Annotated in this window: 24 protein-coding genes; 6 read left to right on the forward strand and 18 right to left on the reverse strand. The window is 69.2% G+C overall.

The window, feature by feature from the left end:
* Positions 1-233: 233 nt before the first annotated feature.
* Both L0984_RS02830 and L0984_RS02835 read left to right on the forward strand, forming a co-directional pair.
* Positions 234-821, forward strand: a complete 588-nt coding sequence (locus tag L0984_RS02830) for an HD domain-containing protein (RefSeq protein ID WP_234192240.1) — start codon at positions 234-236, stop codon at positions 819-821.
* Between the two features lie 77 nt (positions 822-898).
* Positions 899-1,672, forward strand: a complete 774-nt coding sequence (locus tag L0984_RS02835; protein ID WP_234192241.1) for a class II aldolase/adducin family protein — start codon at positions 899-901, stop codon at positions 1,670-1,672.
* Here the strand turns inward: L0984_RS02835 and L0984_RS02840 are convergent.
* From L0984_RS02840 to urtA, 10 genes are all read right to left on the reverse strand, one after another.
* Positions 1,660-3,330, reverse strand: coding sequence for a hypothetical protein (locus tag L0984_RS02840; RefSeq protein ID WP_234192242.1), 1,671 nt, complete (start codon positions 3,328-3,330; stop codon positions 1,660-1,662). The genes L0984_RS02835 and L0984_RS02840 overlap by 13 nt on opposite strands.
* A 16-nt stretch (positions 3,331-3,346) precedes the next feature.
* Positions 3,347-4,180 (reverse strand): CbbQ/NirQ/NorQ/GpvN family protein, encoded by an 834-nt coding sequence (locus L0984_RS02845; RefSeq protein WP_234192243.1) that lies wholly within the window; start codon positions 4,178-4,180, stop codon positions 3,347-3,349.
* Entirely contained in the window at positions 4,180-5,223 is a 1,044-nt protein-coding gene (locus L0984_RS02850; protein ID WP_234192244.1) for an aliphatic amidase, read from the reverse strand. The genes L0984_RS02845 and L0984_RS02850 overlap by 1 nt, the downstream gene beginning before the upstream one ends.
* 46 nt (positions 5,224-5,269) lie before the next feature.
* Positions 5,270-5,614 (reverse strand): FmdB family zinc ribbon protein, encoded by a 345-nt coding sequence (locus L0984_RS02855; protein ID WP_234192245.1) that lies wholly within the window; start codon positions 5,612-5,614, stop codon positions 5,270-5,272.
* 15 nt (positions 5,615-5,629) lie between these two features.
* A complete protein-coding gene (fmdA, locus tag L0984_RS02860) occupies positions 5,630-6,859 on the reverse strand; it encodes a formamidase (protein WP_234192246.1) in 1,230 nt (409 codons plus the stop codon).
* A gap of 49 nt (positions 6,860-6,908) precedes the next feature.
* Positions 6,909-7,598 carry an urea ABC transporter ATP-binding subunit UrtE gene (urtE, locus tag L0984_RS02865; RefSeq protein WP_234192247.1) on the reverse strand — a complete coding sequence of 230 codons (690 nt, stop codon included), beginning with the start codon at positions 7,596-7,598 and terminating at the stop codon, positions 6,909-6,911.
* Positions 7,599-7,611: 13 nt separating this feature from the next.
* Positions 7,612-8,355 (reverse strand): urea ABC transporter ATP-binding protein UrtD, encoded by a 744-nt coding sequence (gene urtD / locus L0984_RS02870; protein ID WP_234192248.1) that lies wholly within the window; start codon positions 8,353-8,355, stop codon positions 7,612-7,614.
* A 23-nt stretch (positions 8,356-8,378) separates the two neighbouring features.
* The gene (gene urtC, locus L0984_RS02875; protein WP_234192249.1) at positions 8,379-9,578 is read right to left on the reverse strand and encodes an urea ABC transporter permease subunit UrtC; all 1,200 of its coding nucleotides are present in this window, start codon (positions 9,576-9,578) and stop codon (positions 8,379-8,381) included.
* Positions 9,579-9,614: 36 nt separating this feature from the next.
* Positions 9,615-10,529 carry an urea ABC transporter permease subunit UrtB gene (gene urtB, locus L0984_RS02880; protein WP_234192250.1) on the reverse strand — a complete coding sequence of 305 codons (915 nt, stop codon included), beginning with the start codon at positions 10,527-10,529 and terminating at the stop codon, positions 9,615-9,617.
* Positions 10,530-10,698: 169 nt separating this feature from the next.
* Positions 10,699-11,964: an urea ABC transporter substrate-binding protein gene (gene urtA / locus L0984_RS02885; RefSeq protein WP_234192251.1), complete on the reverse strand. Its 1,266-nt coding sequence runs from the start codon at positions 11,962-11,964 to the stop codon at positions 10,699-10,701.
* 255 nt (positions 11,965-12,219) lie between these two features.
* Here urtA and L0984_RS02890 point away from each other — a divergent pair, with 255 nt between their 5' ends.
* From L0984_RS02890 to L0984_RS02905, 4 genes are all read left to right on the forward strand, one after another.
* Positions 12,220-15,603, forward strand: a complete 3,384-nt coding sequence (locus L0984_RS02890; protein WP_234192252.1) for a hybrid sensor histidine kinase/response regulator — start codon at positions 12,220-12,222, stop codon at positions 15,601-15,603.
* Entirely contained in the window at positions 15,596-16,486 is an 891-nt protein-coding gene (locus L0984_RS02895; RefSeq protein WP_234192253.1) for a response regulator, read from the forward strand. The genes L0984_RS02890 and L0984_RS02895 overlap by 8 nt, the downstream gene beginning before the upstream one ends.
* Before the next feature lie 97 nt (positions 16,487-16,583).
* Entirely contained in the window at positions 16,584-18,866 is a 2,283-nt protein-coding gene (locus L0984_RS02900) for a glycoside hydrolase family 3 N-terminal domain-containing protein (RefSeq protein WP_234192254.1), read from the forward strand.
* Between the two features lie 172 nt (positions 18,867-19,038).
* Complete coding sequence (locus L0984_RS02905) at positions 19,039-19,401, forward strand: hypothetical protein (RefSeq protein ID WP_234192255.1); 363 nt, start codon at positions 19,039-19,041, stop codon at positions 19,399-19,401.
* Positions 19,402-19,519: 118 nt separating this feature from the next.
* On the opposite strand, the gene L0984_RS02910 is transcribed toward L0984_RS02905, so the two are convergent.
* From L0984_RS02910 to L0984_RS02945, 8 genes are all read right to left on the reverse strand, one after another.
* Positions 19,520-20,470, reverse strand: coding sequence for a Bug family tripartite tricarboxylate transporter substrate binding protein (locus L0984_RS02910; protein WP_234192766.1), 951 nt, complete (start codon positions 20,468-20,470; stop codon positions 19,520-19,522).
* A gap of 301 nt (positions 20,471-20,771) precedes the next feature.
* The gene (cynS, locus tag L0984_RS02915; RefSeq protein WP_234192256.1) at positions 20,772-21,215 is read right to left on the reverse strand and encodes a cyanase; all 444 of its coding nucleotides are present in this window, start codon (positions 21,213-21,215) and stop codon (positions 20,772-20,774) included.
* 49 nt (positions 21,216-21,264) lie between these two features.
* Positions 21,265-22,116, reverse strand: coding sequence for an ABC transporter ATP-binding protein (locus L0984_RS02920; RefSeq protein WP_234192767.1), 852 nt, complete (start codon positions 22,114-22,116; stop codon positions 21,265-21,267).
* A 16-nt stretch (positions 22,117-22,132) separates the two neighbouring features.
* Entirely contained in the window at positions 22,133-23,014 is an 882-nt protein-coding gene (gene ntrB, locus L0984_RS02925) for a nitrate ABC transporter permease (protein WP_234192257.1), read from the reverse strand.
* A gap of 14 nt (positions 23,015-23,028) precedes the next feature.
* Positions 23,029-24,405: a CmpA/NrtA family ABC transporter substrate-binding protein gene (locus L0984_RS02930; RefSeq protein WP_234192258.1), complete on the reverse strand. Its 1,377-nt coding sequence runs from the start codon at positions 24,403-24,405 to the stop codon at positions 23,029-23,031.
* A 133-nt stretch (positions 24,406-24,538) separates the two neighbouring features.
* Positions 24,539-25,237, reverse strand: coding sequence for a response regulator transcription factor (locus L0984_RS02935; RefSeq protein WP_234192259.1), 699 nt, complete (start codon positions 25,235-25,237; stop codon positions 24,539-24,541).
* Positions 25,234-26,394, reverse strand: coding sequence for a sensor histidine kinase (locus tag L0984_RS02940; protein WP_234192768.1), 1,161 nt, complete (start codon positions 26,392-26,394; stop codon positions 25,234-25,236). Before L0984_RS02940 ends, L0984_RS02935 begins: the two co-directional genes overlap by 4 nt.
* 94 nt (positions 26,395-26,488) lie before the next feature.
* Positions 26,489-26,959 carry a nuclear transport factor 2 family protein gene (locus tag L0984_RS02945; protein WP_234192260.1) on the reverse strand — a complete coding sequence of 157 codons (471 nt, stop codon included), beginning with the start codon at positions 26,957-26,959 and terminating at the stop codon, positions 26,489-26,491.
* Between the last annotated feature and the right edge of the window lie 24 nt (positions 26,960-26,983).

The following is a 26,983-nucleotide window of genomic DNA, read 5'->3' on the forward strand; positions in this document are numbered from 1 at the left end:
CGACAGTAGTCAAACTTGCGCCGTTGCAGGCGGCCTACCGCCCTCACCGTCGTGCACCACTGCAGCGCTTACGGCCCGCCGTCGCGCCCCAACGGCCCCTCTCTGGCTTGTTCTGAAGCGTTCTGGGCCTCCCTGCCGTGCCGTTCGGAGGGCTCCTGTCGTCTGCCGGACAGACGGCGCCCGCCGCGCAGGCCTACAGTGCCGTCTCCCCCACGACAACGACGGAGACGACCATGGCCCACAGGGCGACTTTCGTGCGCATGCAGGACAGCACGCGCGAGGACTGGCAGGCCATCAGTGGCGAGTTCATGCACTTCGCCAGCGGGCTGCCAGAGCGGGTCATGGCGCACCTGAAGCTGCTCGAGGGCGACTACGGCGGCTTTCCGGTGGATCGCTACACCCACAGCCTGCAGACCGCCACCCGCGCCCTGCGTGACGGCCGGGACGAGGAATACGTGGTCTGCGCCCTGCTGCACGACATCGGCGACACCCTGGGCGCCTTCAACCATCCGGACATCGCCGCGGCCATCCTGCAGCCCTTCGTCAGCGAAGAGAACCACTGGATGGTGAAGCACCACGGCATCTTCCAGGGCCATTACTTCTTCCATCACATCGGGCTGGACCGCGACCTGCGCGAGCAGTTCCGCACGCATCCGCACTTCGAGCGCACGGCGGAGTTCTGCGAGCTCTACGACAACCCGGCCTTCGATCCCAAGGGCGAGACGCTGCCCATCGCCGAATTCGAACCCATGCTGCGGCGGCTGATGGCCCAGCCGCGGCAGAGCATCTACAAGAAGGCCCTGACGACAGAAACGGCTTGAATTTCGCGCTCTGCCGCCACAGCCCGTCCCCGCGACCATCCGAACCTGCCGCCCGTGCGGCGCCCAAGGAGACACCCATGAATGCCACCACCCAAGCCGAACTCAGCGAAGTCCGCCGCCTCGTCTCCGACGAGGAATGGCAGCTGCGCGTGGACCTCGCCGCCTGCTACCGCCTCGTGGCGCTCTACGGCTGGAGCGACCTGGTCTTCACCCACATCAGCGCGCGCATCCCGGGGCCGGACCATCACTTCCTGATCAACCCCTACGGGATGATGTTCGACGAGATCACGGCCTCCAGCCTGGTCAAGGTCGACATGGACTGCAACAAGCTGATCGACTCGCCGTACCCGGTCAACCCGGCCGGCTTCGTGATCCACAGCTGCATCCACGAGGCCCGCCACGACGTGCAATGCGTGCTGCACACCCACAGCCGCGCCGGCGTGGCCGTCAGCGCCCAGAAGTGCGGCGTGCTGCCCATCAGCCAGCAGAGCACCTTCGTGCTGGCCTCGCTGGCCTATCACAGCTACGAAGGCGTGGCCGTGCGCGACGACGAAAAGCCGCGCCTGCAGCAGGACCTGGGCCGCAACAACTACATGCTGCTGCGCAACCACGGTCTGCTCACCGTCGGCAAGACCGTGGCCGACGCCTTCCTGCACATGTACACCTTCGAGAACGCCTGCCGCATCCAGATCGACGCGCAGGCCGGCGGGGAGCTCGTGCATGTCAACCCGCAGATCATGGACGGCATCAGCCAGGTGATGAAGAAGGTCACCACGGGCCAGGGTGCCAACATCGCCTGGCCGGCGCTGCTGCGCAAGCTGGACCGCGAGAGCCCGGGCTACAAGGACTGAAGCCCCGGCACCAGCCGGCCCAGGGCCCGCGGCAGGTCGGCCTCGCTGCCGGCCGCCGCCACATGCCGCTCGCCGAAGACGCGGCTGGCGCCGGCCACATCCTCGCGCCGCGGCACCAGGCAGGCCACGCCCAGCCCGGCGGCCCGCGCGCGCCGCAGCGCATGCTGCGCGTCCGCCACCAGGTGGCGGTCATCCAGGGTGTCGATGTCGTGCGGCTCGGCATCGCCCAGCACCAGCATCCAGCGCCGGTCGACCGGCTGGGCACGCAGCTGGGCAAGCCCTTGGCGCAAGACCGCTCCCAGCCGTGTCGAACGCGCGGCCGCCAACGCGTCGAGCCGGGCGGCACTGCGGGCGTCCCAGGCCTCACCGAAGTCCAGCACCCGTCGCACGGCCACGCGATGGCGCCCGTCGGAATCGAACCCCTGCACCGCCACCCGCCAGCCCACGGCCGTGAGCGCCTGGGCCAGCGCAACGGCCTGGCGCTTCTGTATGGCCAGTGCGATGCCGGCGCCGGGCACCAAGCTGGCACTGGAGGCCGACGTGTCGACCAGCAGCAGCACCGCCGCACGCACGGGCGCCCGCATTCTTCGCAGCCAGGTCCGTGACGGATCCCAGGGCCGGCCCACGCGCCGCGCCACGATGGCGCGGACGGCCTCGCCCATGGCGAGTTCGTCGCCGGATGCGGCCGGCTGCCACCGCGGCGCCGGGCCTTCCAGCGCCCTGCGCAGCCTGCGAAGGAGGGCCGTGTCCACGCCGCCAGCGACCTGACCGGTCGCGCTGCCGGCCGGCGACACGAGCCGCTGCGGTGCCATCAGCCACACCGAGCACCAGTCGCGGCGCACCAGGCCGATGCGCGCGTCCCATTCCGGATGGCGGTGCAGCTCGTCCTGCATGCCCGGCCCGGCCGGCGCCATCGCCCGCACGCCCTGGGCGTCGGTCGCCGACGGCACGGGAGAGAGCCGCTGCCGCTCGGCCTGCGGCTCGCCCGCCTCGCGCCAGAGCCAGCGGTTGTCGTCACGGTAGTCCGGCCCCGGCCGGTAGCTGCGAGGGTTGAAGGCCGTGCGCATCTGACCGAGGTCATGGCCCAGCTCGGAGGCCAGCCGGTGCATGGCGCGGGGGTCGGGCTGGGCCAGCACCTGCTGCGCCGCATCCCGCCAGAAGCACCGCCTCGCCTTGTGGATCCACGGATGCGGATCGCCGTAGCCCGCATCCGCCAGGGCCCGCGCCAGGCGCAGCAACAGCGCCTCGAAGCCGTCGCCCAGGTCCGGCGTGGCCGCATGCTGGCTCGCCCACAGCCGGGCCAGGCCCGGCAACTCCCGTGCGGCCAGCGCCTCGGCGCGGGCGTCCTCCAGCACGCCGGTGATAGCCTGCGTGATCGGCGCCGTACCGGCGCGCTCAAAGCTGGCACGCGAGAAGACACGGTGGGCCGCGGCATGGCTCACGGCAGCCTGCTGCCACAGCAGCCGCGCGCTGCCTGTCAGAGGCGTTGGCGCGGCCGGCAGCCACAGTCCCTCGGGTCGCAGGCATGGCCACCCACCGGGCCCGACACCGCCGTCCGGATCCTCCGCGCGGAGAGGCAGCACCGGCAGCGCGATGTCCCACAGCATGCGGATCCAGAGGCCGAGGGGGCGCAGGGCCGCCGCGTCGGCCGCGGTCATGCCGTCGGCAGCAGGGTCAGAAGGTGGCATCGACGGCCGCCACCAGCGCCTGCTGCAGCATGTCGTCATCGGCCAGCGGCACCACCAGCGCGCTCAGCGCCGCCGCACGGGGGGCGAGGCCCTGGCGCACCAGTTGGGCGGCCCGCACCAGCATGCGGGTGGACGCGCCCTCCTCCAGGCCCTGGCCCGCCAGCCGCCGCGTGCGCCGGCCCAGCGCCACCAGCGACGAGGCCAGTTCCACCGCCACGCCGCCTTCGCGCATCAGCACCGCCACCTCGTCCTCCGCCTCGGGATAGTCGAAGGCCAGGCCGCAGAAGCGCTGGCGCGTGGCCGGCTTGAGTTCCCGGCTGCCGCCCGGGTTGTAGCTGGCCAGCAGCATGAAGTCGGGGTGGGCATGGATCAGCGCACTGGCTCGGTCCAGCGGCAGGGTGCGCCGGTCGTCGGTCAGCGGATGGATCGCGACCAGGGCATCGGGCCGGGCCTCGACGATCTCGTCCAGGTAACACAGCGCGCCATGGCGCGCGGCCAGGGCCAGCGGCCCGTCCTGCCAGGCCGTGCCCTGGGCATCGAGCAGCCAGCGGCCCAGCAGGTCGCCCGCCGTGGTGTCCTCGTTGCAGGCCACCGTGACCAGCGGGCGGCCGAGCCGCCACGCCATGTGCTGCACGAAGCGCGTCTTGCCGCAGCCGGTGGGCCCCTTGAGCAGCAGCGGCAGCCGCCGCGACCAGGCGGCCTCGAACTGCACGCATTCGTCGTCGCGCGGCCGGTAGTAGGGCTCGCTGCCGATCCGCCATGCCGCGAGCGGGTCGGCCACGGCCGGGCCGGTGTCGGTGCGCATGGCGTCGGCGCGCATCAGCGGTGCGCGCTGACGGTGGCCTCGTTCGGAATGCCGTCGATGGGGGCCTCGGCGGTTCCGACGGTGCTGCGGGTGAAGGCCTCCACGCGCTCGCGCATACCCTGCGGATCGGCGATCCAGTCGCTGTAGAAGCCGTAGGGGCAGTCCGCCACGCCCTTGTCGCCCTCGCCCGAGTTGATGACCCCGGTGTAGCCGCGGTGCAGCAGCTTGAACAGGTGGTTCTCGCTCTGGCCGTGGCGGCGGAAGTCGCGGATCAGGCCCTTGGACAGCGCCGCGTACTGCACGCCCATCTCCTCCTCGCCGCACTCGCCCAGCGTGCGGCCATCGAAGCCAACCAGCGCCGAATGCCCGAAGTACGAATACACCCCATCGAAGCCCGCCGCATTGGCCACGGCCACGTACACGTTGTTGGCGAAGGCCATGGCCTTGCTGATGAGGATCTGCTGCTCCTTGGCTGGGTACATGTAGCCCTGGCAGCGCACGATCAGCTCGGCGCCCTTCATGGCGCAGTCGCGCCAGATCTCGGGATAGTTGCCGTCGTCGCAGATGATGAGGCTGATCTTCAGGCCCTTGGGGCCTTCGCTGACGTAGGTGCAGTTGCCCGGGTACCAGCCCTCGATGGGCACCCAGGGCATGATCTTGCGGTACTTCTGCACGATCTCGCCCTGGTCGTTCATGAGGATCAGCGTGTTGTAGGGCGCCTTGTTGGGGTGCTCCTCGTGGCGCTCGCCGGTGAGCGAGAACACGCCCCAGACCTTCGCCTTGCGGCAGGCCTCGGCGAAGATCTCGGTCTCGAAGCCGGGGACGCTGGCCGCGTTCTCGTACATCTCGGCGGCGTCGTACATGATCCCGTGGGTGCTGTACTCGGGGAACACCACCAGGTCCAGCCCGGGCAGGCCGGCCTTCAGGCCCACCACCATGTCGGCGATCTGCCTGGCATTGGCCACGACCTCGGCGCGCGTGTGCAGGCGCGGCATCTTGTAGTTGACGACCGCGACACCGACGGTGTCGTGGCTGCTGGAAATGTCGCCGTGGATCATGGCGGTGGTCTCCTGGGAGGCTGCAAGAAGGATGGGGCGCCGTCGATCAGTGGCTGATCATCCAGGGCCGCTTCGATGGAAAGGCCTTCGCCCCGTTGGCGGCGGTGACGGTGGCCTTGGCCGTGCGCCCGGGGCTGCAGCAGCCGCAGCCGGCCGGATGCCGCAACCGCTGGTAGTCGCGCGAGCTGCGGGGCTCGTGCCGTGCGCGCTCGTTGACATCCATGGCCCGCCGGGTGGCGCTCTCCAGCAGCCCCAGCCGTGGGGCGCTGGCGAACACGCGCGGCGACGCCGCGCCGCACACCGGGCAGGCGGCCGGCTCGTTGCGCGCGCCCAGGCTGCGCAGGGCCTCGAAGCCGCCGCAGTCGGCACAGGCGTAGTCGTAGGTCGGCATGGTCGGCTCCGTCCCTCAGCTCAGGTCCGGCGACAGCGGCATGTCGATGCTGCCGTCGAGGAACTTCACCGGACCGGCGGCCGAGGGATTGATGTCGAAGTCGAAGATCTGCGTGGGTAGCCACAGCGTGGCGCAGGCATTGGGCACGTCGACCACGCCGCTGATGTGGCCCTGCACCGGCGCCGTGCCCAGGATCGAATAGGCCTGCGCGCCCGAGTAGCCGAACTTCTTCAGGTACTCGATGGCGTTGAGGCAGGCCTGGCGGTAGGCCACGTTCACGTCCAGGTAGTACTGCTTGCCGCTCTCGTCGACGCTGATGCCTTCGAAGATCACATAGTCGTTGTAGGTCGGCACGATCGGGCTGGGCTTGAAGATCGGGTTCTTGATGCCGTACTTGGCCATGCCGTCCTTGATGACGCTGACCTTCATGTGCACCCAGCCAGCCATCTCGATGGCACCGCAGAAGGTGATCTCGCCGTCGCCCTGGCTGAAGTGCAGGTCGCCCACCGACAGTCCGGCCCCTTCCACGTAGACCGGGAAGAAGATCTTCGAGCCGCGCGACAGGTCCTTGATGTCGCAGTTGCCGCCATGCTCGCGCGGCGGCACGGTGCGCGCGCCGGTCGCGGCGGCCTTGGCCTTGGCCTCGCCCGTGAGCTTGCCCATGTGCGCCGTGCCGGCGAAGGGCGGGTTGGCCAGGCCGCTGGTGGCCGGGTCGGAGTCGATCAGCGCCTGCTCGCGCGCGTTCCAGGTCTCCAGCATCTTCGGGTCGGGCAGGCAGCCGATGAGACCCGGGTGGATGAGGCCCGCATACTTGACGCCGGGCACGTGGCGCGAGGTGGTGAACATGCCGTGGAAGTCCCAGATGGACTTCTGCGCCTGCGGGAAATGCTCGGTCAGGAAGCCGCCGCCGTTCTTCTTGCTGAAGAAGCCGTTGAAGCCCCAGAGGCTGTCGTCCTTGGCGCCGATGTCGAGCAGCTCCACCACCAGCAGGTCGCCAGGCGCGGCGCCCTTCACGCCCACCGGGCCGCTCAGGTAGTGCACCGTGGTCAGGTCGATGTCGCGCACGTCGTCGGCGCTGTCGTCGTTCTTGATGAAGCCGCCGGTCCAGTCGTAGGTCTCCAGCACGAAGTCGTCGCCCGGATTCACCCAGCAGGCCATCGGGATGTCCGGGTGCCAGCGGTTGTGCACCATCTCGTTGGACGGCGCGGGCTGCGACAGGTCGACCTTGATGAGGGTTTCGGGCATGGAAAGGGCTCCTGGTTGAAGTGCGGGAAGAAAGAACGAAGGGAGGGAGTCAGACCGACAGGTAGGCCTTGATGTGGGCCTCGTCGGTCTTGTCGCGCGGCGTCTCGTGCACCAGCCGGCCGCCTTCGATCACGAACAGCCGGTCGGCCACGTCCATGGCGAAGCTCAGCACCTGCTCCGAGACGACGATGGTGATGCCCTTGAGCTTGCGGATCTCGTTGAGCGCGCGGGCGATGTCCTTGATGATCGAAGGCTGGATGCCCTCGGTGGGCTCGTCCAGCAGCAGCACCTTGGGCTCGGTGACCAGCGCACGGGCGATGGCCAGTTGCTGCTGCTGCCCGCCGGACAGGTTGCCGCCCTTGCGCCGCTTCATGTCGAAGAGCACGGGAAAGAGCGCATAGATCTCGTCGGGAATGCGCCGCGTGCGGCTGTTCTCCAGCCCGGTCTGGATGTTCTCTTCCACCGTCAGGGTGGGAAAGATCATGCGGCCCTGCGGCACGTAGGCGATGCCCTTGGCCACCCGGCGGAAGCTCTCGTCCCGGGTCACCTCCTGCCCCGCCACCTCGATGCGGCCGCTGCGCGTCGGCAGCACGCCCATCAGCGCCTTGAACAGCGTCGTCTTGCCCATGCCGTTGCGGCCCATGATGGCCACCGTCTCGTTGGCCATGCCCTCGAAGGAGACGCCATGCAGCGCTTCGCTCTGGCCATAGGCCACATGCAGGTCTTCGACCTTCAGCATCACGTTGCTCATTTCAATGCCCCAAATACACGTCGATGACTTTGGGATCGGCCTGCACCTTGTCCATCGGCCCCTCGGCGAGGATCTTTCCCTGATGCATCACGGTGACCTTGTGCGCGATCTGCTTGACGAAGTCCATGTCGTGCTCGATGACGATCACGGCGCGGTTCTGGCAGATGCGCTTGAGCAGCTCGGCCGTGAGTTCACGCTCGCGCGAACTCATGCCGGCGATGGGCTCGTCCAGCATCAGCAGCTCCGGGTCCTGCATCAGCAACATGCCGATCTCCAGCCACTGCTTCTGGCCATGGCTGAGCAGGCCGGCCTCGGCGTCCAGGCGGTCGGCCAGGCCGATCTCCTCGGCCACCCCCTGCACGCGGGCCTTCACCTCGTCGGTGCAGCGGAAGGCCAGCGCGCCGAAGACCGAGCGGCCGGCGGGGTAGGACACCTCCAGGTTCTTGAAGACCGACAGGTTCTCGTAGATCGAAGGCGTCTGGAACTTGCGGCCGATGCCCAGCCGCACGCGGCGGTACTCGGCCATGCCGCTGAACTCGGTGTTCTTGAACTTGATCGAGCCGCTGGAGGCCTTGGTGCGGCCGCAGATCAGGTCCAGCAGCGTGGTCTTGCCAGCGCCGTTGGGGCCGATGATCACGCGCAGTTCGTTGCGGTCGATATAGAGGGTCAGCGCATCGATGGCCTTGAAGCCGTCAAAGGAGACGCTCAGGTCCTCGACCGCGAGGGCGAAGTCGGTGTTGCTCATGGTGGGCTCGTTGCGTCGATGGATCAGGCGCCCTGGCTGCGCATGGCGCCGGCCAGCTCGGGTGCGGGCGCCTCGGGCACGGGCGGCACCTCCGGGTAGGCGGCCTGCGCCGCGGCCAGGCGCCCCGCCTGTGTGCGGCGCTGGGCCTGGCGCCGCTGCCACGCGGGCTTGATGCGGTCTTCCCAGAGGCCGGCGAGCCCCATGGGAAAGGCCATGGTCACGCCGATGAACAGCGCGGCCATCAGGAACAGCCACAGGTCCGGGAAGCTCTCGGAGAACAGCGTCTTGCCCGCATTGACCAGCAAGGTGCCGTAGACGGCGCCCACCAGGCTCATGCGCCCGCCGACGGCAGCGAAGATCACCATCTCGATGGAGGGCACGATGCCCACGAAGCTGGGCGACATGAAGCCCACCTGCAGCGCGAACATGGCACCGCCGATGCCCGACAGCGCCGCCGCCAGGCAGAAGGTGAAGACCTTGAAATTGGCCACGTCGTAGCCCGAGAAGCGGACCCGGTCCTCCTTGTCGCGCATGGCCAGCAGCAGCGTGCCCAGCTTGCTGGTCTGCACGAAGCGGCACAGCACGATGCTCGCGATCAGCAGGGCCACGCAGACGAAGTAGAGGATGTACTTGGCACTGTCGGTGCGCGTGTCCCAGCCCGCCAGCGTCTTGAGGTCGGTCATGCCGTTGACGCCACCGGTGTAGCCCTGCTGGCCGATGATGAGCACGGTGAGGATCAGCGCCACGGCCTGCGTGATGATCGCGAAGTACACGCCGCCCACGCGCCGCTTGAACATCGCGAAGCTGATCAGCCAGGCCAGGGCCATGGGCACCAGCACCACCGCCAGCAGGGCCAGCGGCAGGCTCTTGAAGGGCAGCCAGAGAAGGGGCAGCTCGGTGATCTGGTTCCAGTCCATGAAGTCCGGGATGCCGGGGGTGGACTGGATCTTGGTGCTGACCGGGTCCGAGGCCTCCAGCTTGAGGAACATCGCCATGGCATAGCCGCCCAGGCCGAAGAACACGCCCTGCCCCAGGCTCAGCACGCCGCCATAGCCCCAGACCATCACCAGGCCAACGGCCACGAAGGCATAGCAGAGGTACTTGCCCACCAGGTTGAGGCGGAAGATGTCCAGCGACAGCGGCAGCACCACCGCCAGCAGCAGCGTGAGCAGCAGCAGGCTGCCCAGCTGGTAGCGCACGATCAGGGCCTTGAGGGATTGCATGGGTCGGTCCAGTTCAAGAAACGAAGGTGGGCCATGTCACCGGCGCACTTTGGAGGCGAACAGGCCCTGGGGCCGCAGCATCAGGATCAGCACGATCAGCGACAGCGTGAGCACCTTGGCCATCGAGCCCGTCATGAAGAACTCCGAGATCGACTGCGTCTGTGCGATGCCGAAGGCCGACACGACCGTACCCAGCAGGCTCGCCGCACCGCCGAAGGTCACGACCAGGAAAGAGTCCACGATGTAGAGCTGCCCCGAGGTCGGCCCGGTCGAGCCGATGGTGGTGAAGGCGGCGCCCGCGATGCCGGCGATGCCGCAGCCGATGGCGAAGGTCAGGCGGTCGGTCTTCTTCGTGTCGATGCCGGTGGCGTTGGCCATGGTGCGGTTGGCCACGGTGGCCCGCACCCGCAGGCCCCAGCGGCTCCGGTGCAGGGCGATCAGCACGCCCGCCGTCACGATCAGCGTGAGGCTGAGCACGAACAGGCCGTTGATCGGGATGTCCAGCCCTTCCGAGGGCGACCACGAGCCCATCAGCCATTCGGGCAGCGTGGGGCTGACCTCCTTGGGGTTGATGAAGCTGCGGAAGCATTGCTGCAGGCCCAGGCTCACGCCCCAGGTGGCCAGCAGGGTGTCGAGCGGCCGGCTGTAGAGATGGCGGATGAGTGCCCATTCCATCAGCCAGCCGAAGACGAAGGCCACGCAGAAGGCCAGCACGATGGCCACCGGGAAGTAGTAGGCCATCGCCCCGGGCGCCTGCTTCTCGGTGAAGGTGGCGGCCATGTAGACGGTGTAGGCGCCGATGGCCATGAACTCGCCATGCGCCATGTTGATGACGCCCATCTGGCCGAAGATGATGGCCAGCCCCAGCCCCATCAGCAGCAGCACCGCGAAGAGCGAAAGCCCCGCGAAGCCCTGCATGAGGCCGATGTTGAGCATGTCGGAAAGAGTCATGGATCAGCTTTCGGAACACGAGCCAACGCGAGCGCAAGCCGCGGCTCTGTCGCGGCGAGCGCAGCGTGGCCCGTTCGGGGACACCCACGGAACCGGCTTTGCCGGGCCGTCGGGTGTGCCCCCTTGAGGGGGGGGATGGGCTCGCCGCGAGGCGGGCCCAACGGGGGGGTTATTGGTAACCCTTGGGAAACGGATCGGGCTTGATCAGCTCGGGCGACTCCGCCACCACCTTGAAGGTGGCATCCGGCTGTCCCTGCGCGATGCGCGACTTGCTCCAGAGGTGGTGGTTGGGGTCCAGCTTCACGTAGCCCTCGGGCGCCGTCTTGAGCTCGATGCCCGGCGAGGCGGCCACCACCTTGTCGACGTCGAAGCTGCCGGCCTTCTCGACCGCGGCCTTCCACAGCCAGGGGCCGAGGTAGCCCGCCTGCGTCACGTCGCCGATCACGGCGTCCTTGCCGTACTTGGCCTTGAAGGCCTCCACGAACTTCTTGTTGTTCGGGTTGTCCAGCGTCTGGAAGTACTTCATCGACGAGTAGAAGCCGGCGAAGTTCTCGCCGCCCACGCCGGTCATCTCGTCCTCGGTGACCGACAGCGTCAGCAGGAACTGCTTGTCGCCCGTGATACCCGCGGCCTTGAGCTGCTTGTAGAAGGCCACGTTGGAGCCGCCCACGACGGCCGCGAAGATGCAGTCCGGCTTGGCGACCTTGATCTTGTTGATCAGGGAGTTGAAGTTGGTGTGGCCCAGGGGGTAGTACTCCTCGCCCACCACCTTGCCCAGCTTGCCCACGGACTCGATGTGCTTGCGCGCGATCTTCATCGAGGTGCGCGGCCAGATGTAGTCGGAGCCGACCAGGAAGAAGGTCTTGGCCTTCTTCTCCTTGGCGCCCCAGTCCAGGCCCCAGATGATCTGCTGCGTGGCCTCCTGGCCGGTGTAGATCACGTTCTTGCTCTGCTCCAGGCCTTCGTAGAAGGTGGGGTAGTACAGCAGGCCGTTCTCCTTCTCGAACACCGGCAGCACGGCCTTGCGCGAGGCGCTGGTCCAGCAGCCGAAGACGCAGGCCACGCGGTCGTTGACCAGCAGCTTCTTGCTCTTCTCGGCGAAGGTGGGCCAGTCGGAGGCGCCGTCCTCCTTGATGACCTTGATCTTGCGACCCAGGATGCCGCCCATGGCGTTGATCTGGTCGATGGCCAGCTGCTCGGCCTGGATGGAGCCGGTCTCCGAGATGGCCATGGTGCCGCTGGAGGAATGCAGCTGGCCCACCGTGACCTCGGTGTCGGTCACCGCGAGCCTGGTGGTGTTGACCTTGGCGGTGGGCGCGGCCTGGCCGAAGGCCAGCCCGCCCAGGCCCAGGGCCGGCAGCGCCGCGGCGCCCTGCAGCAGGCGACGGCGCTGCGTGAAGGCGGAGGGATCGGAAGGATGGTCGGAACGGGACATCGAAGGCTCCAGGAAGGTCGAGGAAGAAAGCCGGGACACGCACCGCCGGGGTGCATCTGTCGGTGCCGTCTGACACCTTGGCCGCCACTTTAGGAAGCCGGATGCGCAGGCCGAATACGTCATTCAACGTAGCGCCGGCCTGCGGCAGGCCGGGCAGACTCGCGTCCGCACGCCATGGGGCGCACCGGGGCGTGCGCCATGGCGGAGCGCTTCTTGCTATGCCGCAGGCTTCGCGCTGCCGCTGCCATCCCCTCCATGGACACCTCGACCGGCCAGAAGATCTTCCGCATCCGCCGCGACTACAACACCTGGGTCTCCAACGAGACGCTGGAGGACTACGCCCTGCGCTACACGCCGCGCAGCTTCCGCAAGTGGTCGGAGTTCCGGGTGGGCAATGCCGCCTTCGGCGCCACCTCCTTCCTGGCGCTGGAGGCCATCGGGGGTTCCATCGCGTTGTCGTATGGCTTCTCGAACGCGATGTGGGCGATCCTGGTCGTCGGCTTCATCATCTTTGCGACCGGCCTGCCGATCTCGTACTACGCCGCCCGCTATGGCGTGGACATGGACCTGCTCACCCGCGGGGCCGGCTTCGGCTACCTGGGCTCGACGCTGACCTCGCTGATCTACGCCTGCTTCACCTTCATCTTCTTCGCGCTGGAGGCCGCCATCCTGGCCCTGGCACTGCAGATGTACCTGGACTGGCCGCTGCCGGTGCTCTACCTGCTCTCTTCGCTGGTGATCATCCCGCTGGTGATGCGGGGCGTGACCATGATCTCGGGCCTGCAGCTGTGGACGCAGCCGGTGTGGATCGTGCTGTTCTTCCTGCCCTTCCTGGCCGTGCTGGCCAGGAGTCCGCAACTGTATGCCGACTTCACCACGCTGGTGGGCCGCGTCTCCGGCGGCAGCGGCTTCGAGCCGCTGATGTTCGGCGCGGGCGCGACGGTGGTGTTCTCGCTGGTGGTGCAGATCGGCGAGCAGGTGGACTACCTGCGCTTCCTGCCCGAGAAGACGGCCGAGAACCGCGTGCGCTGGTGGACGGCGGTGCTGGTGGCCGGCCCGGGCTGGATCGTGCCCGGCATGCTCAAGATGATGGGCGGCGCCTTCCTGGCCTTCGTGGTGCTGCAGCACGAGATTCCCTCGGAGCATGCGGTCGAGCCCACGCGCATGTACCTGGCGGGCTTCGGCTACGTGTTTGCGCACCCCGAGGTGGTGCTCGCGGTGACCACGCTGTTCGTGATCGTGTCGCAGCTCAAGATCAACCTCACCAACGCCTATGCCGGCTCGCTGGCCTGGTCCAACTTCTTCGCGCGCCTGACGCACAGCCATCCGGGCCGCGTGGTGTGGCTGGTCTTCAACGTGCTCATCGCCGTGCTGCTGATGACGCTGGGCGTCTTCGGGGCGCTGGAGAGCGTGCTGGGCCTCTACAGCAACGTGGCCATCGCCTGGGTGGGGGCGCTGGTCGCGGACCTCGTCATCAACAAGCCGCTGGGCTTCAGCCCGCGCGTGATCGAGTTCAAGCGGGCGCACCTGTACGACCTCAATCCGGTCGGGCTGATCTCCACGGTGGTTGCCGCAACCCTGGCCATCGCCGCCTACGCCGGACTGATGGGGGCCTGGGTCGAGGCGTTCTCGCCCTTCATCGCGCTGGTGGCGGCGCTGCTGCTGTCGCCGCTGATCGCCTGGCGCACGCGCGGGCGCTACTACCTCGCGCGCACCGACGTGCAGCACTGGGCCCCCGGCGAGACGGTGTGCTGCTCGGTCTGCGACAACCGCTTCGAGTCGGAGGACATGGCCTGGTGCCCGGCCTACGGCGCGCCCATTTGCTCGCTGTGCTGCACGCTGGAGTCGCGCTGCCACGACCGCTGCAAGACGGACTCGCGGGCAGCCGAGCAGATCAGCCGCTGGCTGCGCCGGTGGCTGCCGCTGGGCCTGGGCACGCGGTTGAACTTCCGGGTGGCGCACTACCTGGTGGTGGCGGCCTCGCTGGTGGCGCTGCTGGCCGCCGTCATGGGCGTCGTCTATGCGCAGGAGCTGATCGCCGGCAGCAGCCCGGCGCTGCTGCGGCTGCCCTTCCTCAAGGTCTTCGCCCTGCTCTCGCTGGTGGCCCTGGTGGCGGCCTGGTGGGTGGTGCTGGGCAGCGAGAGCCGGCACATGGCGCAGGAGGAGTCCAACCGGCACAACCACCTGCTCACGCAGGAGATCGAGGCCCACCGCCGCACCGATGCCGCGCTGCAGGCCGCCAAGGAGGCCGCGGAGGCCGCCAACCAGGCCAAGACCCGCTACGTGGCCGGCATGACGCACGAGCTGCGCACGCCGCTCAACAGCATCCTGGGCTACTCGCAGATCCTGCTCAAGGGCGGTGGCAGCAGCGCCGCGCCGCCGCGCGAGGCCGTCTCGACCATCCACAAGAGCGGCGAGCACATGCTGGGCCTGATAGACGGCCTGCTGGACCTGGCCCGCATCGAGGCCGGCCGGCTGCAGCTGGAGCCGGCCCCACTGGCGCTGCCCGAGTTCCTGCGCGAGATCGTCGACATGGTGCGCCCGCAGGCCGAGAACAAGGGCCTGGCCTTCATCTATTCCCCCAGCGGCGAGCTGCCGCGCTGGGTGCTGGCCGATGCCAAGCGGCTGAGGCAGATCCTCATCAACCTGCTGGCCAACGCGGTGCGCTTCACCGAGCGCGGCACCGTCGCGCTGCAGGTGGACGGGCGGCGCGAGGTGCTGCGCTTCGACGTGGTCGACACCGGCATCGGCGTGGCGCCGCAGGACCGGCAACGCATCTTCCTGCCCTTCGAGCGTGGCGCCGCCGGGCGCCGCACGGGCGAGCCCGGCACCGGGCTGGGGCTGACCATCACCGGCCTGCTCACCTCGCTGATGGGCGGCGAGCTCACCCTGGCCGACAGCAGCCCCGGCGGCAGCACCTTCAGCGTGCGGCTCTACCTGAGGCGCGTGGCCGACCCCGGCCCGCAGGTGGAGACACGGCGCCCGGTGTCGGGCTACTTCGGCCCGCGCCGCACCCTGCTGGTGGTGGACGACCAGCCGGTGCAGCGCCAGATGCTGGCCGGCATGCTGCTGCCGCTGGGCTTCGAGGTGCGCGAGGCCGCCAGCGGCACCGAGTGCCTGGAGAGCCTGCGCGTGCAGCCGCCCGCCGCCATCCTCATGGACCTCAGCATGGACGAGATGGATGGCTGGGAGGCCGCCCGCCGCGTGCGCGCCGCCGGCTTCACCGACGTGCCGATCCTCATCGTCTCGGCCAACGTGTTCGAGAACCAGGCCGGGCGCCTGCACGAAGCCGGCTGCCAGGGTTTCGTGGGCAAGCCCGTGATCGAGTCGCACCTGTTGGCGGCCCTGGAACGGCACCTGGGGCTGGCGTGGCTGTCGCAGGCCCCCGCGCCCGCCCTGCCGCCCGCCACCCAGGCGCTCCACCCCTTGCTCCCGCTGCCGGACGAGAGCCGCGAACGGCTGCTGCACCTGGCGCGCCTGGGCCATGTGCGCGGCATCCAGCAGTTGCTCGATAGGCTCGGCAGCGAACAGCCGGCACTGGCCGGCACCTGCAGCCACCTGCGCGCCATGGTGGGCCGCTTCGAACTCCAGCGCCTGCGCGACGCACTCGCCGGCGACGCCTCCGCCACCGATGCCTGAATCCACATCCGCCACCTCCGAACGTCCCGTCGTGCTGGTCGTGGACGATGCGCCCGCCAGCCTGGGCTTGCTGTGCGACGCACTCGAATCGGCCGGCTACACCGTGCTGGTGGCCGGCGACGGCCAGATGGCGCTGGAGCAGCTGGAGCTCGTCGTCCCCGACGCCATCCTGCTGGACGCACTCATGCCCGGCCTCTCCGGCTTCGAGACCTGTCGCCGCGTCAAGGCCGACGCCACCCTGGCGCACATTCCCGTGATCTTCATGACCGGCCTGTCCGAGACGCCGCATGTGGTGGAAGGCTTCGACGCGGGCGGCGTCGACTACGTGGTCAAGCCCGTGCGGGTGCAGGAGGTGGTGGCGCGGCTGCACACGCACACCCGCAACGCGCGCATCGCCCGGCTGGCCCGCGAGGCGGTGGATGTCGCCGGCATGGCCACGGTGGTGGTGGACACGCAGGGCCGCATCGCCTGGCGCTCGCCGCAGGCCGCCGACTGGCTGGCCCGCCTGGGCGCCGAAGCGACGCCGGGCCTGCTGCCCCCGTCGCTGGGACCGGCCCTGCAGCCCGGCGCGGTCGTGCAGGTGTTGGCCGGCACGCTGCGCCTGTCGGTGCGCAACCTCGGCAGTGCCAACCTGGGCGAAACCCTGCTGCTGCTGGCCCAGGAACGCGGCGCGCCCACCGACCGCCTCGCGGAGGCCGCCCTCACGCCCCGGGAGACCGAGGTGCTGTCCTGGCTGGCCAAGGGCAAGACCAACCGCGACATCGCCGAGATCCTGGGCATGAGCCCGCGCACGGTCAACAAGCACCTGGAGCACATCTTCGAGAAGCTGGGCGTGGAGACCCGCGCCGCGGCGGCGGCCCTGGCCAGTGGGCAACTGGCCTGACGCCGCCGGAGGCCACTCAGCAGGGGCGGCTTCGGGCGCATTCGCGGGCGCACGACCAGCACACCCAGGTCTTTTGACCTTTGTTGACAATTGGCGCATGCATCGCCGCCAAGCCCTGCGCCGTCTCGCCGCCCTTCCCCTCGCCACCGGCCTCGCCGGCTGCGCCGAGATCCAGAAACCCGCTGAAGCCCTGGCCGAATCGCTGGCCGCCGATGCCCGCATCGAGGCGCTGATCCTGCGCATGACCATCGAGGAGAAGGTCGGCCAGCTCAGCCTGTATGCGCCTGCCGCGGACGAGATCCTCGGCAATCCCCAGACGGGGCAGGTCAGTCTGCGCCAGCAGCTCGACGACATCCGCGCCGGCCGCGTGATGGGCCTGTTCAACGGCGAAGGCATCGCCGGCAAACGGCGCGCGCAGGAGGTGGCCGTGCGCGAATCGCGCCTGGGCATTCCGCTGCTCTTCGGCGTGGACATCATCCATGGCTTCCGCACCGTGTTCCCGGTGCCGCTGGCCGAGGCGGCGAGCTGGGATCCGTCCCTGTCTGAGCGCACCGCCCGCGCCGCCGCGCGCGAGGGCACGGCCGACGGCTTCCGCTGGACCTTCGCGCCCATGATCGACATCGCCCGCGACGCCCGCTGGGGTCGCGGGGTCGAGGGCTATGGCGAGGACGTGCTGCTCACCCGCCGCTTCGCTGCCGCCCGCGTGCGCGGCTTCCAGACCGCGGACCTGTCGCGCGCCGACGCCATGCTGGCCACGCCCAAGCACTTCGCCGGCTATGGCGCGGCCGAGGGCGGGCTGGACTATGCGGCCGTCGACCTGTCGGAGCGCACGCTGCGCGACGTCTACCTGCCGCCCTTCAAGGCCGCCATCGACGCTGGCGCGCTGTCGGTGATGGCCGCCTTCAACGAGATCGGCGGCGTGCCCTCCAACGCCAACCCCTGGCTGCTGACACAGGTGCTGCGGCGCGAATGGGGCTTCGAGGGCTTCGTGGTCTCGGACTACACCGCCGACGAGGAACTGATCGCCCATGGCTTTGCGGCCGACGAGCGCGAGGCCGCCCGCCGCGCCTTCCTGGCCGGCACGGATGTGAGCATGCAGAGCGGCCTGTACATGCGCCACCTGCCCGAGCTGGTGCGCAACGGCGACGTGCCCATGGGCCGGCTCGACCAGGCCGTGCGGCGCGTGCTGCGCGTCAAGCAGCGGCTGGGCCTGTTCGAGCAGCCCTTCCGCGGCCTGCAGGAGGACGCGCCCGGCGCGCCGCCGCGCTTCGACGGCAGCGCCCACCGCCGGCTGGCGCGCGAGGCGGCGCAGCGTTCCATCGTGCTGCTGAAGAACAGCGGCGACCTGCTGCCGCTGCCCAGGTCGGGCAGGCGCATCGCGCTGATCGGGCCCTTTGCGGATGCGCAGTCACTCTTCGGGCCGTGGCGCCCCTTTCCGGGCCAGCTGCCGCCGGTGGGCATCGAGGACGCGATCCGCGCGCAACTGGCCGATCCGTCGCTGCTGAGCGTCGTGCGCGGCAGCGACGTGGAATCGCCACTCGATGGTGGCATCGCGCAGGCCGTGGCGGCGGCGCGCCAGGCCGACGTGGTGGTCATGACGCTGGGCGAGAGCGACCAGATGTCGGGCGAATCGCGCTCGCGCACCGACATCGAGGTGCCGCAGGCCCAGCAGCAATTGGCCGAGGCTGTGGCGGCCACGGGCAAGCCGGTGGTCGTGCTGCTGCGCAATGGCCGCGCGCTCGCCCTGCGCGGCGCGGTGCGCAACGCGCAGGCGCTGCTGGTCACCTGGTTCCTGGGCACCGAGACGGGGCCGGCCATCGCCGACATCCTGTTCGGCGACGTGTCGCCCTCGGGCCGGCTGCCGGTGAGCTTTCCGCAGACGCCGGGGCAGGTGCCCTTCTACTACGCGCACAAGCGCACCGGCCGGCCCGATGCGCAGGGCGGGCCCGGGCGCTTCCGCACCCGCTACCTGGACGCGACCAACGAGCCGCTCTACGCCTTCGGGCACGGGCTGGGCTACTCGGCCGTGCGCTACGGCGCACTGGAAGTCAGCCCCGGCCGCATGGCGCCCGACCAGCCGCTGCGTGTGATGGCCAGCGTGACCAATGCCGGCACCCGGGCCGTCGACGAGACGGTGCAGCTCTACATCGGCGCCCGCGCCGCCAGCTTCACGCGGCCCGTGCGCGAGCTCAAGGCCTTCCACCGCGTGCGCATCGAGGCCGGGCAGACCGTGCAGGTGCACTTCCTGCTCACCCGCGAGGACCTGCTCTTCACCGGCGCCGACATGCGGCCCACGGTGGACACCGGCGAGTTCGACCTGTGGGTGGGGCCCTCGGCTATCGCGGGGCTGCACGCCACCTTCATGCTCGTGCCGGGCTGAGCGGATGTCACGGCCTTCCTGCCCCCCATACGGTGGAAGGCCAAGACGACGTCCGCACATGCCCATGTCCCCCTGACAGGGCCCGTCGGCCCTCTCCCACAGGGTGCACGGCGCTCACCGCGCAAGGTTCTTTCATGCGTCGGCACGTCGCCGACCCCAGAAGGAGCACACCATGGCCAGAAGCAGCATCCTGGGCAGCGCGGACAGCACCCTGCCCCACGACGACGACACCACCCTGCTAGGCCCGAGCGACAACTCGGACAGCGGCAGCGACACGGTGGGCGAGGACGCCTTCCTCGCGCGCCCCGAAGACAGCCCCGGCGGGCCCATGCTGGAGCCGCTCGGCGGCGCCACGGATGCGTCCGGCACCGGCGAGCGCGCGGACGTCGAGGGCACGGTGACGCCCGATGCCGACATCCTGCCCGACCGCATCGTTGGCCCCAACGACGGCATGACGGAGGACGACGTGCGCGTCGCTGTCGGAGAAATGGTCGATGACGACGCGGAAGACGAAGGCGAAGACGACGACGTCTGACCCGCCCGCTGAACCGCGGCGCCCCGCCAGCGCATGAACGAAGGGCGGTCCGACTTGCGTCGGACCGCCCTTCCTGTTTGCCGTGCACGCGCCAGACGCGCGAGCTACGCCAACGTGCTCAATCGGCCTGGATGCCCAGTTCCTTGACCACGCGCGTGAAACGCTCCAGGTCGGCCGCGGTCGTCTTGGCCAGCACGTCCGGCGCGCCACCCACCGGGATGGTGCCCAGCGTCTTCATCTTGGCGGCCACGTCGGGCATCTTGATGATGTCGTTGAATTGCGCGTTCAGCGTCTTCACGATCTCGGGCGGCAGGCCCTTGGGACCGTACAGGCCGTTCCAGGCCGTGACCTCGACGTTCTTGTAGCCCAGTTCGGCCAGCGTCGGCACGTCCGGCGCCAGCGGGCTGCGCTGGGCCTGGGCGACGGCAAACAGGCGCATCTTGCCGTCGGCGAGGTAGGGCGCGATGGGGCCGTAGGTGATCCACGTCAGGGGCACATGGCCGCCCGCGATGTCGGTCAGGGCTGGGGCGACGCCGCGGTACGGGACGTGGCGGAAGTTGGCGCCGGTGCTCTTGTTGAACATCTCGCCCAGCACATGCATGGGCGAGCCGCTGCCGGGGCTGGCATAGGCCAGCTCGCTCTTCTTGGACTCGTCCATCGCCTCCTTCAGCGACTTGGCCTTGGTGCCCGGACCTGCGGCGATGAACAGCGGCTGCGCGCCGGTCTGGATGATGGGCGTGAAGCCGTTCAGCACGTCATAGCCGGCCTGGGGCGTGGTCTTGAGCACCAGCTGCGCCATGGCGAAGGTGTTGGGTGCCATCAGCAAGGTGTAGCCGTCGGGCTGGGCCTTGCCCACGAAGGCGCTGCCGATCACGCCACTGGCGCCGGGCTTGTTGTCCACCAGCACCGGCTGGCCCAGGCGCGGGGCCAGCTTCTCGGCGAAGACGCGCGCCAGTGCGTCGGTGTCGCCGCCCGCCGGATAGGCGACGACGATGGTGATCGGCTTGGACGGCCAGTTGCCCTGCGCCAGTGCGGCGCTGGCGGCACCGACCAGTCCCAGGCCCAGCATCAGGGAGCGGAGGAGTTTCGTGGGAAAGGACATGATTGATTAATAGGTGAAACGACGATTCTTTTCTGAAATACGACCGCGAGATTAAGGGCTGCCAAAGGCTTTGCTATGCGGGTTGTTCCCAGGTAAGAGGGCTTGATTGATTCACTAATGAATCAACGATCTATTACAGGAACATTTTATGCAGGAAGCATGCCCAAGCAAAACGCCCCGGCGCATGGGGCGGCGGGGCGTCATCGGGGAGTTTGGGCAGACCTTGGTGCGTCCGGCCTGGCATCCGCACCGCGCGGGTGCGCGCGCCTCAATACGTCTTGTAGGGCAGGAACTTGCCCGACAGCACCACGTTCACGCGGTCGCCCTTGGGATCGGGCTCGCGCACGATGTCCATCTTGAAGTCGATGGCGCTCATGATCCCGTCGCCGAATTCCTCGTGGATCAGCTCCTTGATGGTGGTGCCGTAGACGTTGACGATCTCGTACCAGCGGTAGATCAGCGGATCGGTGGGCACGGCCGTGGGCAGCGAGCCCTTGTAGGGCACCACCTGCAGCCACTTCTGCTCGTCGGCGCTGAGGCCGAAGATCTCGCCGATGGTGGCGGCCTGGGCGGCGTCCAGCGTCATCTGGCCCAGGCAGGCGGCCGTGACCCATTCCTTGGACAGGCCCACCTGCTCGGCCACGGAGGCCCAGGTGATGCCCTTGGACACCTTGGTGGCGATGATCTTCTCGGTGACGTCGTTGCGGTTCATGCGATGGCTCCTTGTGGGGGAAACGGGGGTTGGAAAAAAGAGGGATGCGTCACGCCGCATGCGCGCGGCTGACCAGGAAATCGACGATGTGGTTGCGCAGCTCGTAGTAGCCGGGCAACCGGTGCAGGCCGGCCCGGGTGCGCTCGCGCGGCAGCGCCACCTGCACCGACTCGGCGATGCCACCCGGCCGCCATTCGCCGCCCGGCAGTTCGACGCCGTTGCGCATCAGCAGGACGCGGTCCGCCAGCAGGATGGCTTCGTCCACGTCGTGGGTGATCATGAACACCGTCTGCTGCGTGCGCTGCACGATGGCGAGCAGCTCGTCCTGGATCGTGCCGCGCGTGAGTGCATCCAGCGCGCCGAAGGGCTCGTCCAGCAGCAGCATCTTGGGCTCGATGGCGAAGGCGCGGGCGATGCCCACGCGCTGCTTCATGCCGCCCGACAGCTGCGAGGGCTTCTTGTCCAGCGCGGCCGACAGGCCGACCAGGGCCACGTACTTCTCGACATGGGCCGCCACCTGCGCGCGGCTCCACTGCGGCCAGCGCGACTCGACGGCGAAGGCGATGTTGCGGCGCACGGTCAGCCAGGGCATGAGCGCATGACCCTGGAACACCACGCCGCGCTCCAGGCTGGGCCCGCGCACCTCGCGGCCGTCCATGAACACATGGCCCTCGCTGGCCTCGTCCAGCCCCGCCAGCACATTGAGGATGGTGGTCTTGCCGCAGCCGGAGTGGCCGATGATGCAGACGAACTCGCCCCGGGCCACGCCGAAGCCCACGTCGGCAAACACCGGGCGGCCGGGCTGGAAGACGCGGCCCAGGCCCTGCACCTGCAGGAAGTTGCCCGGCGCCGCCGCGATCGCGCCGGTCGCCGGCACCGGGCCGGACTGTGCGGAGGGCATGGACATGTCGGCGGCCTCACTCCACATAGGTCACCTTCTTCTGCAGCGCCGCGAAGCCCAGGTCCAGCAGCATGCCGACCACGCCGATCAGCAGGATGGCGAAGATCACATGGGTCAGCGACAGGTTGTTCCACTCGTTCCACAGGAAGTAGCCGATGCCCGTGCCGCCCACCAGCATCTCGGCCGCCACGATCACGAGCCAGGCGATGCCCATGCTGATGCGCATGCCGGTGAAGATGGTGGGCGCCGCCGCCGGCAGGATCACCCGCAGCGCCCGACGCAGGGGCCGTACCTCCAGCGTGCTGGCCACGTTGAGCCATTCGCGCTTGACCGAGGCTACGCCGAAGGCGGTGTTGATCAGCATCGGCCAGACCGAGCAGATAAAGATCACGAACACGCCCGACACCGACGAATCCTTGATGGTGTAGAGCGCGAGCGGCATCCACGCCAGCGGCGAGATCGGCTTGAGCACCTGGATGAACGGGTCCAGCGCCCGGCGCATGAGCGGCGACATGCCGATCAGAAAGCCCGCCGGCACCGCCACCACACAGGCCAGGGCAAAGCCCAGGCCCACGCGCAGCAGCGACCAGCCCAACTGGATGGCGATGCCCTTGTCGTTGGGGCCGTTGTCGTAGAAGGGGTTGGACAGCTCCTCGACGATGGTGCGGCCCAATTGCGCCGGCGTGGGAAAGCCGCTCGTCTTCTGCGTGCCGGCCGACGGGTCCTTGCCCATGAGCTTGAGGTAGTCGATCTGCTCCTGCGTGAGCCCGGCGGTGCTGCCGGCCGTGGCCACCGGCACGGTGGCCAGGTGCCAGCCGCCCAGCAGCAGCACGAGCAGCAGCAGCGACACGATGGCCGCCCGAACGGCGAGCGAGGGCGAAGTCCGGTTGCTGGACATGCGTGCCTCCGGCTCTAGGCCATCTTCGCGATGGCGAAGCTCTTGAGGTACTCCTCGGGCCTGGCGGGGTCGAACTCCTTGCCCATCACCTTGAAGCGCGGATACGCGCCCTCCGGCGCCTTCCAGCCGGCGGCGGCCATCTGCTTCTTGGCGTCGGTGAGCAGGAAGACCTTCTCCGCGATCTGGCGGTAGTCGATGTCGCCCTTCACGTAGCCCCAGCGCTTCATCTGCGTGAGCATCCACACGGCCATGCTCTGCCAGGGCACGGGGTCGAAGTTGGCGCGGTCGGGCACGTTCTTCACCGCGCCCAGCCCGTCGGCGTACTTGCCGGTGAGCACCTGCGCGATCACGGTCTCGGGCTGGTTGAGGTACTGCGTGGGCGCGATCACCTTGGCGATCAGCTCGCGGTCCTTCGGCTGGCTGGCCATGAAGGAGGCATTGATCACCGCGCGGTACAGCGCCGCGAAGGTGGCCGGGTTCTGCTGGATGAAGGCCTCGCTCACGCCGAAGGCGCAGCAGGGATGGCCGTCCCAGATCTCCTTCGACAGGATGTGGATGAAGCCCACCTCGTCGTACACCGCGCGCTGGTTGAACGGGTCCGGCCCCAGGAAGCCGTCGATGTTGCCGGCGCGCAGGTTGGCCACCATCTCGGGCGGCGGCGTCACGCGGATCTGCACGTCGGTGTCGGGGTTCACGCCATGCTCCGCCAGGTAGTAGCGCAGCAGGAAGTTGTGCATGCTGTACTCGAAGGGCACCGCGAACTTCATGCCCTTCCACTGCTTCGGGTCGCGCTTGTCCTTGTGCTTGACGTGCAGCGTGATGGCCTGGCCGTTGGTGTTCTGGATGGTGGCCACCTTCGTGGGCACCTGCGTGGAGCCCAGCCCCATGCTGATGGCCAGCGGCATGGGCGACAGGAAGTGGCTGGCGTCGTGCTCGCGGCTGAGCATCTTGTCGCGGATGAGGGCCCAGCCCGCCGTCTTGTTGAGCTGGACGTTGAGCCCTTCCTTTTTGTAGAAGCCCAGCGGGTCGGCCATGATCAGCGGCGTGGCGCAGGTGATGGCGATGAAGCCGATCTTGAGGTCCTTCTTCTCGGGCGGCCGCTGCTCCTGCGCCATGGCCTGCAGCGAGGCCACCGGCAGCAGCGAGGCGATGGCGGCGCGGGCCGTGCCGGCGCCCACCGCCTGCAGGAAGCGCCGCCGCAGCGGCTCGTGCGGAAACAGCGCCTTCACCAGGCTGGCCTCGACAAAGTCGCGCGAGGCGTCTTCCACCGACGCGGCGGCGGTCGCGTGGTCGCCCGGCGCGTGGTCCTGGCCGCAGGCGCAGCGCAGCATCAGCGGACGGTCGGCGTCGTAGGGGTCGGAGCGGCGGTCGTTGGCAGGCAGACGGGACATGCTTCACCTCGTTGATGGAATGTCCTCGCCTTGCAACGCGCGGGCCGGAACGGGCCAACACCGATGCGCCCTCGAAAAATCGCGCCCGCACCGTCGAGCCCCTGTAGGGCTGCCACTACACGGGCAGCCGGAATCAGGGCCGGGTGCCGCCCTGGGCCAGCCTTTCGGCGTAGAGCGCCAGCTCGACGTCGTTCTTGGTGCCGGTCTTCTCGAGCACGCGCGCCCGGTAGGTGCTGACCGTGTTGGGGGCCAGGCCCAGGCGCGCACCAATCTCGCTCACGCTGTGCCCCGTCGTGAGCAGGCGGAAGACCTGGTGCTCGCGGTGCGACAGCGCCTCGGTGGCGGCGCCCCCGCGGCCCACGGCGGCCGCGAGCGCCTCGGCCGTGGCCGCGGTCACGTGGATGCCACCGGCCGCCGCCTTGCGCACCGCCGCCACCATCTCGTCCGCATCGGCGCTCTTGTTGAGGTAGCCGGCCGCGCCCAGGCGGATGCAGCGCACGGCGTACTGCCGCTCCGGGTAGGTGGAGATCATCACCACCGGCAGCGTGGGCCAGTCGGCGCGCAGGGCCTGCAGCACGTCCAGCCCGTCCCGGTCGGGCAACGCGATGTCCAGCAGCACCAGGTCGATGCCGGCGCGGCCGCCCAGGGCGGCCACCTGCGCCAGCACCTCGGGCCCGGTCACGGCCTCGGCGGCGACCACGATCTCGGGCGCGCCGTTGGCCGGGTCGCCCAGCACCTGGCGCAGGCCTTCGCGCACGATGCGGTGGTCGTCGCCGATCAGCACACGCACGGCGGCGGGGCGGGAAGCGGTCGTCGGGGTAGTTGGCGTCATGGCGCCGGCATGCGAAGGTGCAGCGTGGTGCCCTGCCCCACCGTGCTGTGCACGTCCACCGTGCCGCCGAAATGCAGGGCGCGCTCCCGCATGCCGCGGATGCCGTAGGAGCCCGGCGCGTGGAAGGCCTGCGCGGGCGCACCGACGCCGTCGTCGCTCACCATCAGGTGCAGGCTGCCGCCGACGATGCGGATGTCGATGTCGACCCGGCTGGCGCGGGCATGGCGCACGACGTTGCTGAGCATCTCCTGGAAGATGCGGAACACGGCCGTCGCCGTGGGATCGGGCAGCTCCGGCGCATCGTCGATGGCCATGCGCCAGCCCAGGGCCAGCTCGGTCGACTGCACGAACTCGTTGGCCTGCCACTCGAGCGCCGCCCACAGGCCCTGGTGGTCGAGGATGCTGGGCCGCAGGTCGGTGATGATGCGGCCCACGTTGTCCACGGCCCGCTCGATGAGCTGGCTCATGTTGTCGCACTTGGCGCGCAGTTGCAGGCGCATGGCCTCGGCCTCGGCGGGCTCGCGCGCCTTCTGCTCGCCCAGGCGGCGGTTGACCCAGTCGACATCCATCTTCATGGCCACCAGCAGGCTGCCGAGTTCGTCGTGCACCTCGCGCGCAATGCGCGTGCGCTCCTCCTCGCGCACCGAGTCCATCCAGGCGGACAGCGCGCGTACCTGGCTGAGCGCGGCGCTCAGCTCGGCCGTGCGCTCGGCCACGCGACGCTCCAGCTCGTCGCGCGATTCGCGCATGGCCTGCGCGGCACGCTTTCGCTCGGTGATGTCCACGAAGGTGATGACGGCGCCGCGCACCGTGTCGCCGTCCACGATGGGATAGCTGGAGTATTCGACCGCGAAGCAGCTGCCGTCGCGGCGCCAGAACACCTCGCTGTCGATGCGGCACGGCAGGCCGCGGCGGAAGGCGTTGAAGATCGGGCAATCGGTGTCGGCATAGACCGAGCCGTCGGGGTGCGAATGGTGCGTGAGCTCATGCATGTTGCGGCCCAGCACCTCGGCGGCGTCATGGCCCAGCAGCTCGGCGCCGGCCCGGTTGATGAACATGCAGTGGCCGTCCAGGTCGATGCCGAAGATGCCCTCGCCGGTGGACTCCAGCAGCAGGCCCAGGCGCCGGTGCCAGGGCACCCCGTCGCCCAGGTCCATCGGAGAGAACGCGCCCGCGAAGGCGCCAGGATCGTGCACAGCCATGCACCATCCGCATGCAACCGCCGTGCCTGCAAGGTGCACGGCGTGCATCTCAGAGGCCGAGCGCTTCCAGCCCCGGATGGTCGTCGGGCCGGCGCCCCAGCGGCCAGTGGAAGCGCCGGTCGCTCTCGGCGATCGGCAGGTCGTTGATGCTGGCGAAGCGGCGTTGCATCAGGCCCTGTTCGTTGAACTCCCAGTTCTCGTTGCCGTAGCTGCGGAACCAGTGGCCCGAGTCGTCGCGCCATTCGTAGGCAAAGCGCACGGCGATGCGGTTGCCGCCGAAGGCCCAGAGGCCCTTGATCAGCCGGTAGTCCAACTCGCGCGCCCACTTGCGCTGCAGGAAGGCGCGCGCGGCCTCGCGGCCGACCGGGAACTCGGTGCGGTTGCGCCAGACGGTGTCCTCGGTGTAGACCTGGGCCACCCGGTCCGGGTCGCGGGAGTTCCAGGCGTCCTCGGCGCCGCGCACCTTCTGGGTGGCGGATTCGAGCGTGAAGGGCGGCAGGGGTGGGCGGGTGTCGGTCATCAGAGTCAGGCTCCTGTGGCGTCA

The sequence above is a fragment of the Pseudacidovorax sp. NFM-22 genome, from assembly GCF_021401245.1.
Lineage (GTDB): Bacteria > Pseudomonadota > Gammaproteobacteria > Burkholderiales > Burkholderiaceae_C > Xenophilus.

Excerpts from the sequence above, each read along its gene's own strand:
- L0984_RS02910 (WP_234192766.1), bottom strand. The coding sequence starts at position 20,470 with ATGCTGGGCCTGGGACTGGTCGGTGCCGCCAGCGCCGCACTGGCGCAG.
- L0984_RS02920 (WP_234192767.1), bottom strand. The coding sequence starts at position 22,116 with ATGCCCTCCGCACAGTCCGGCCCGGTGCCGGCGACCGGCGCGATCGCG.
- urtA (WP_234192251.1), bottom strand. The coding sequence starts at position 11,964 with ATGTCCCGTTCCGACCATCCTTCCGATCCCTCCGCCTTCACGCAGCGC.
- L0984_RS02930 (WP_234192258.1), bottom strand. The coding sequence starts at position 24,405 with ATGTCCCGTCTGCCTGCCAACGACCGCCGCTCCGACCCCTACGACGCC.
- fmdA (WP_234192246.1), bottom strand. The coding sequence starts at position 6,859 with ATGCCCGAAACCCTCATCAAGGTCGACCTGTCGCAGCCCGCGCCGTCC.
- L0984_RS02855 (WP_234192245.1), bottom strand. The coding sequence starts at position 5,614 with ATGCCGACCTACGACTACGCCTGTGCCGACTGCGGCGGCTTCGAGGCC.
- L0984_RS02935 (WP_234192259.1), bottom strand. The coding sequence starts at position 25,237 with ATGACGCCAACTACCCCGACGACCGCTTCCCGCCCCGCCGCCGTGCGT.
- cynS (WP_234192256.1), bottom strand. The coding sequence starts at position 21,215 with ATGAACCGCAACGACGTCACCGAGAAGATCATCGCCACCAAGGTGTCC.
- L0984_RS02890 (WP_234192252.1), top strand. The coding sequence starts at position 12,220 with ATGGACACCTCGACCGGCCAGAAGATCTTCCGCATCCGCCGCGACTAC.
- L0984_RS02900 (WP_234192254.1), top strand. The coding sequence starts at position 16,584 with ATGCATCGCCGCCAAGCCCTGCGCCGTCTCGCCGCCCTTCCCCTCGCC.
- urtC (WP_234192249.1), bottom strand. The coding sequence starts at position 9,578 with ATGCAATCCCTCAAGGCCCTGATCGTGCGCTACCAGCTGGGCAGCCTG.
- urtE (WP_234192247.1), bottom strand. The coding sequence starts at position 7,598 with ATGCTGAAGGTCGAAGACCTGCATGTGGCCTATGGCCAGAGCGAAGCG.
- L0984_RS02840 (WP_234192242.1), bottom strand. The coding sequence starts at position 3,330 with ATGACCGCGGCCGACGCGGCGGCCCTGCGCCCCCTCGGCCTCTGGATC.
- L0984_RS02940 (WP_234192768.1), bottom strand. The coding sequence starts at position 26,394 with ATGGACCTGGGCGACGGGGTGCCCTGGCACCGGCGCCTGGGCCTGCTG.
- L0984_RS02945 (WP_234192260.1), bottom strand. The coding sequence starts at position 26,959 with ATGACCGACACCCGCCCACCCCTGCCGCCCTTCACGCTCGAATCCGCC.
- urtB (WP_234192250.1), bottom strand. The coding sequence starts at position 10,529 with ATGACTCTTTCCGACATGCTCAACATCGGCCTCATGCAGGGCTTCGCG.
- L0984_RS02895 (WP_234192253.1), top strand. The coding sequence starts at position 15,596 with ATGCCTGAATCCACATCCGCCACCTCCGAACGTCCCGTCGTGCTGGTC.
- L0984_RS02835 (WP_234192241.1), top strand. The coding sequence starts at position 899 with ATGAATGCCACCACCCAAGCCGAACTCAGCGAAGTCCGCCGCCTCGTC.
- ntrB (WP_234192257.1), bottom strand. The coding sequence starts at position 23,014 with ATGTCCAGCAACCGGACTTCGCCCTCGCTCGCCGTTCGGGCGGCCATC.
- urtD (WP_234192248.1), bottom strand. The coding sequence starts at position 8,355 with ATGAGCAACACCGACTTCGCCCTCGCGGTCGAGGACCTGAGCGTCTCC.
- L0984_RS02850 (WP_234192244.1), bottom strand. The coding sequence starts at position 5,223 with ATGATCCACGGCGACATTTCCAGCAGCCACGACACCGTCGGTGTCGCG.
- L0984_RS02845 (WP_234192243.1), bottom strand. The coding sequence starts at position 4,180 with ATGCGCGCCGACGCCATGCGCACCGACACCGGCCCGGCCGTGGCCGAC.
- L0984_RS02905 (WP_234192255.1), top strand. The coding sequence starts at position 19,039 with ATGGCCAGAAGCAGCATCCTGGGCAGCGCGGACAGCACCCTGCCCCAC.
- L0984_RS02830 (WP_234192240.1), top strand. The coding sequence starts at position 234 with ATGGCCCACAGGGCGACTTTCGTGCGCATGCAGGACAGCACGCGCGAG.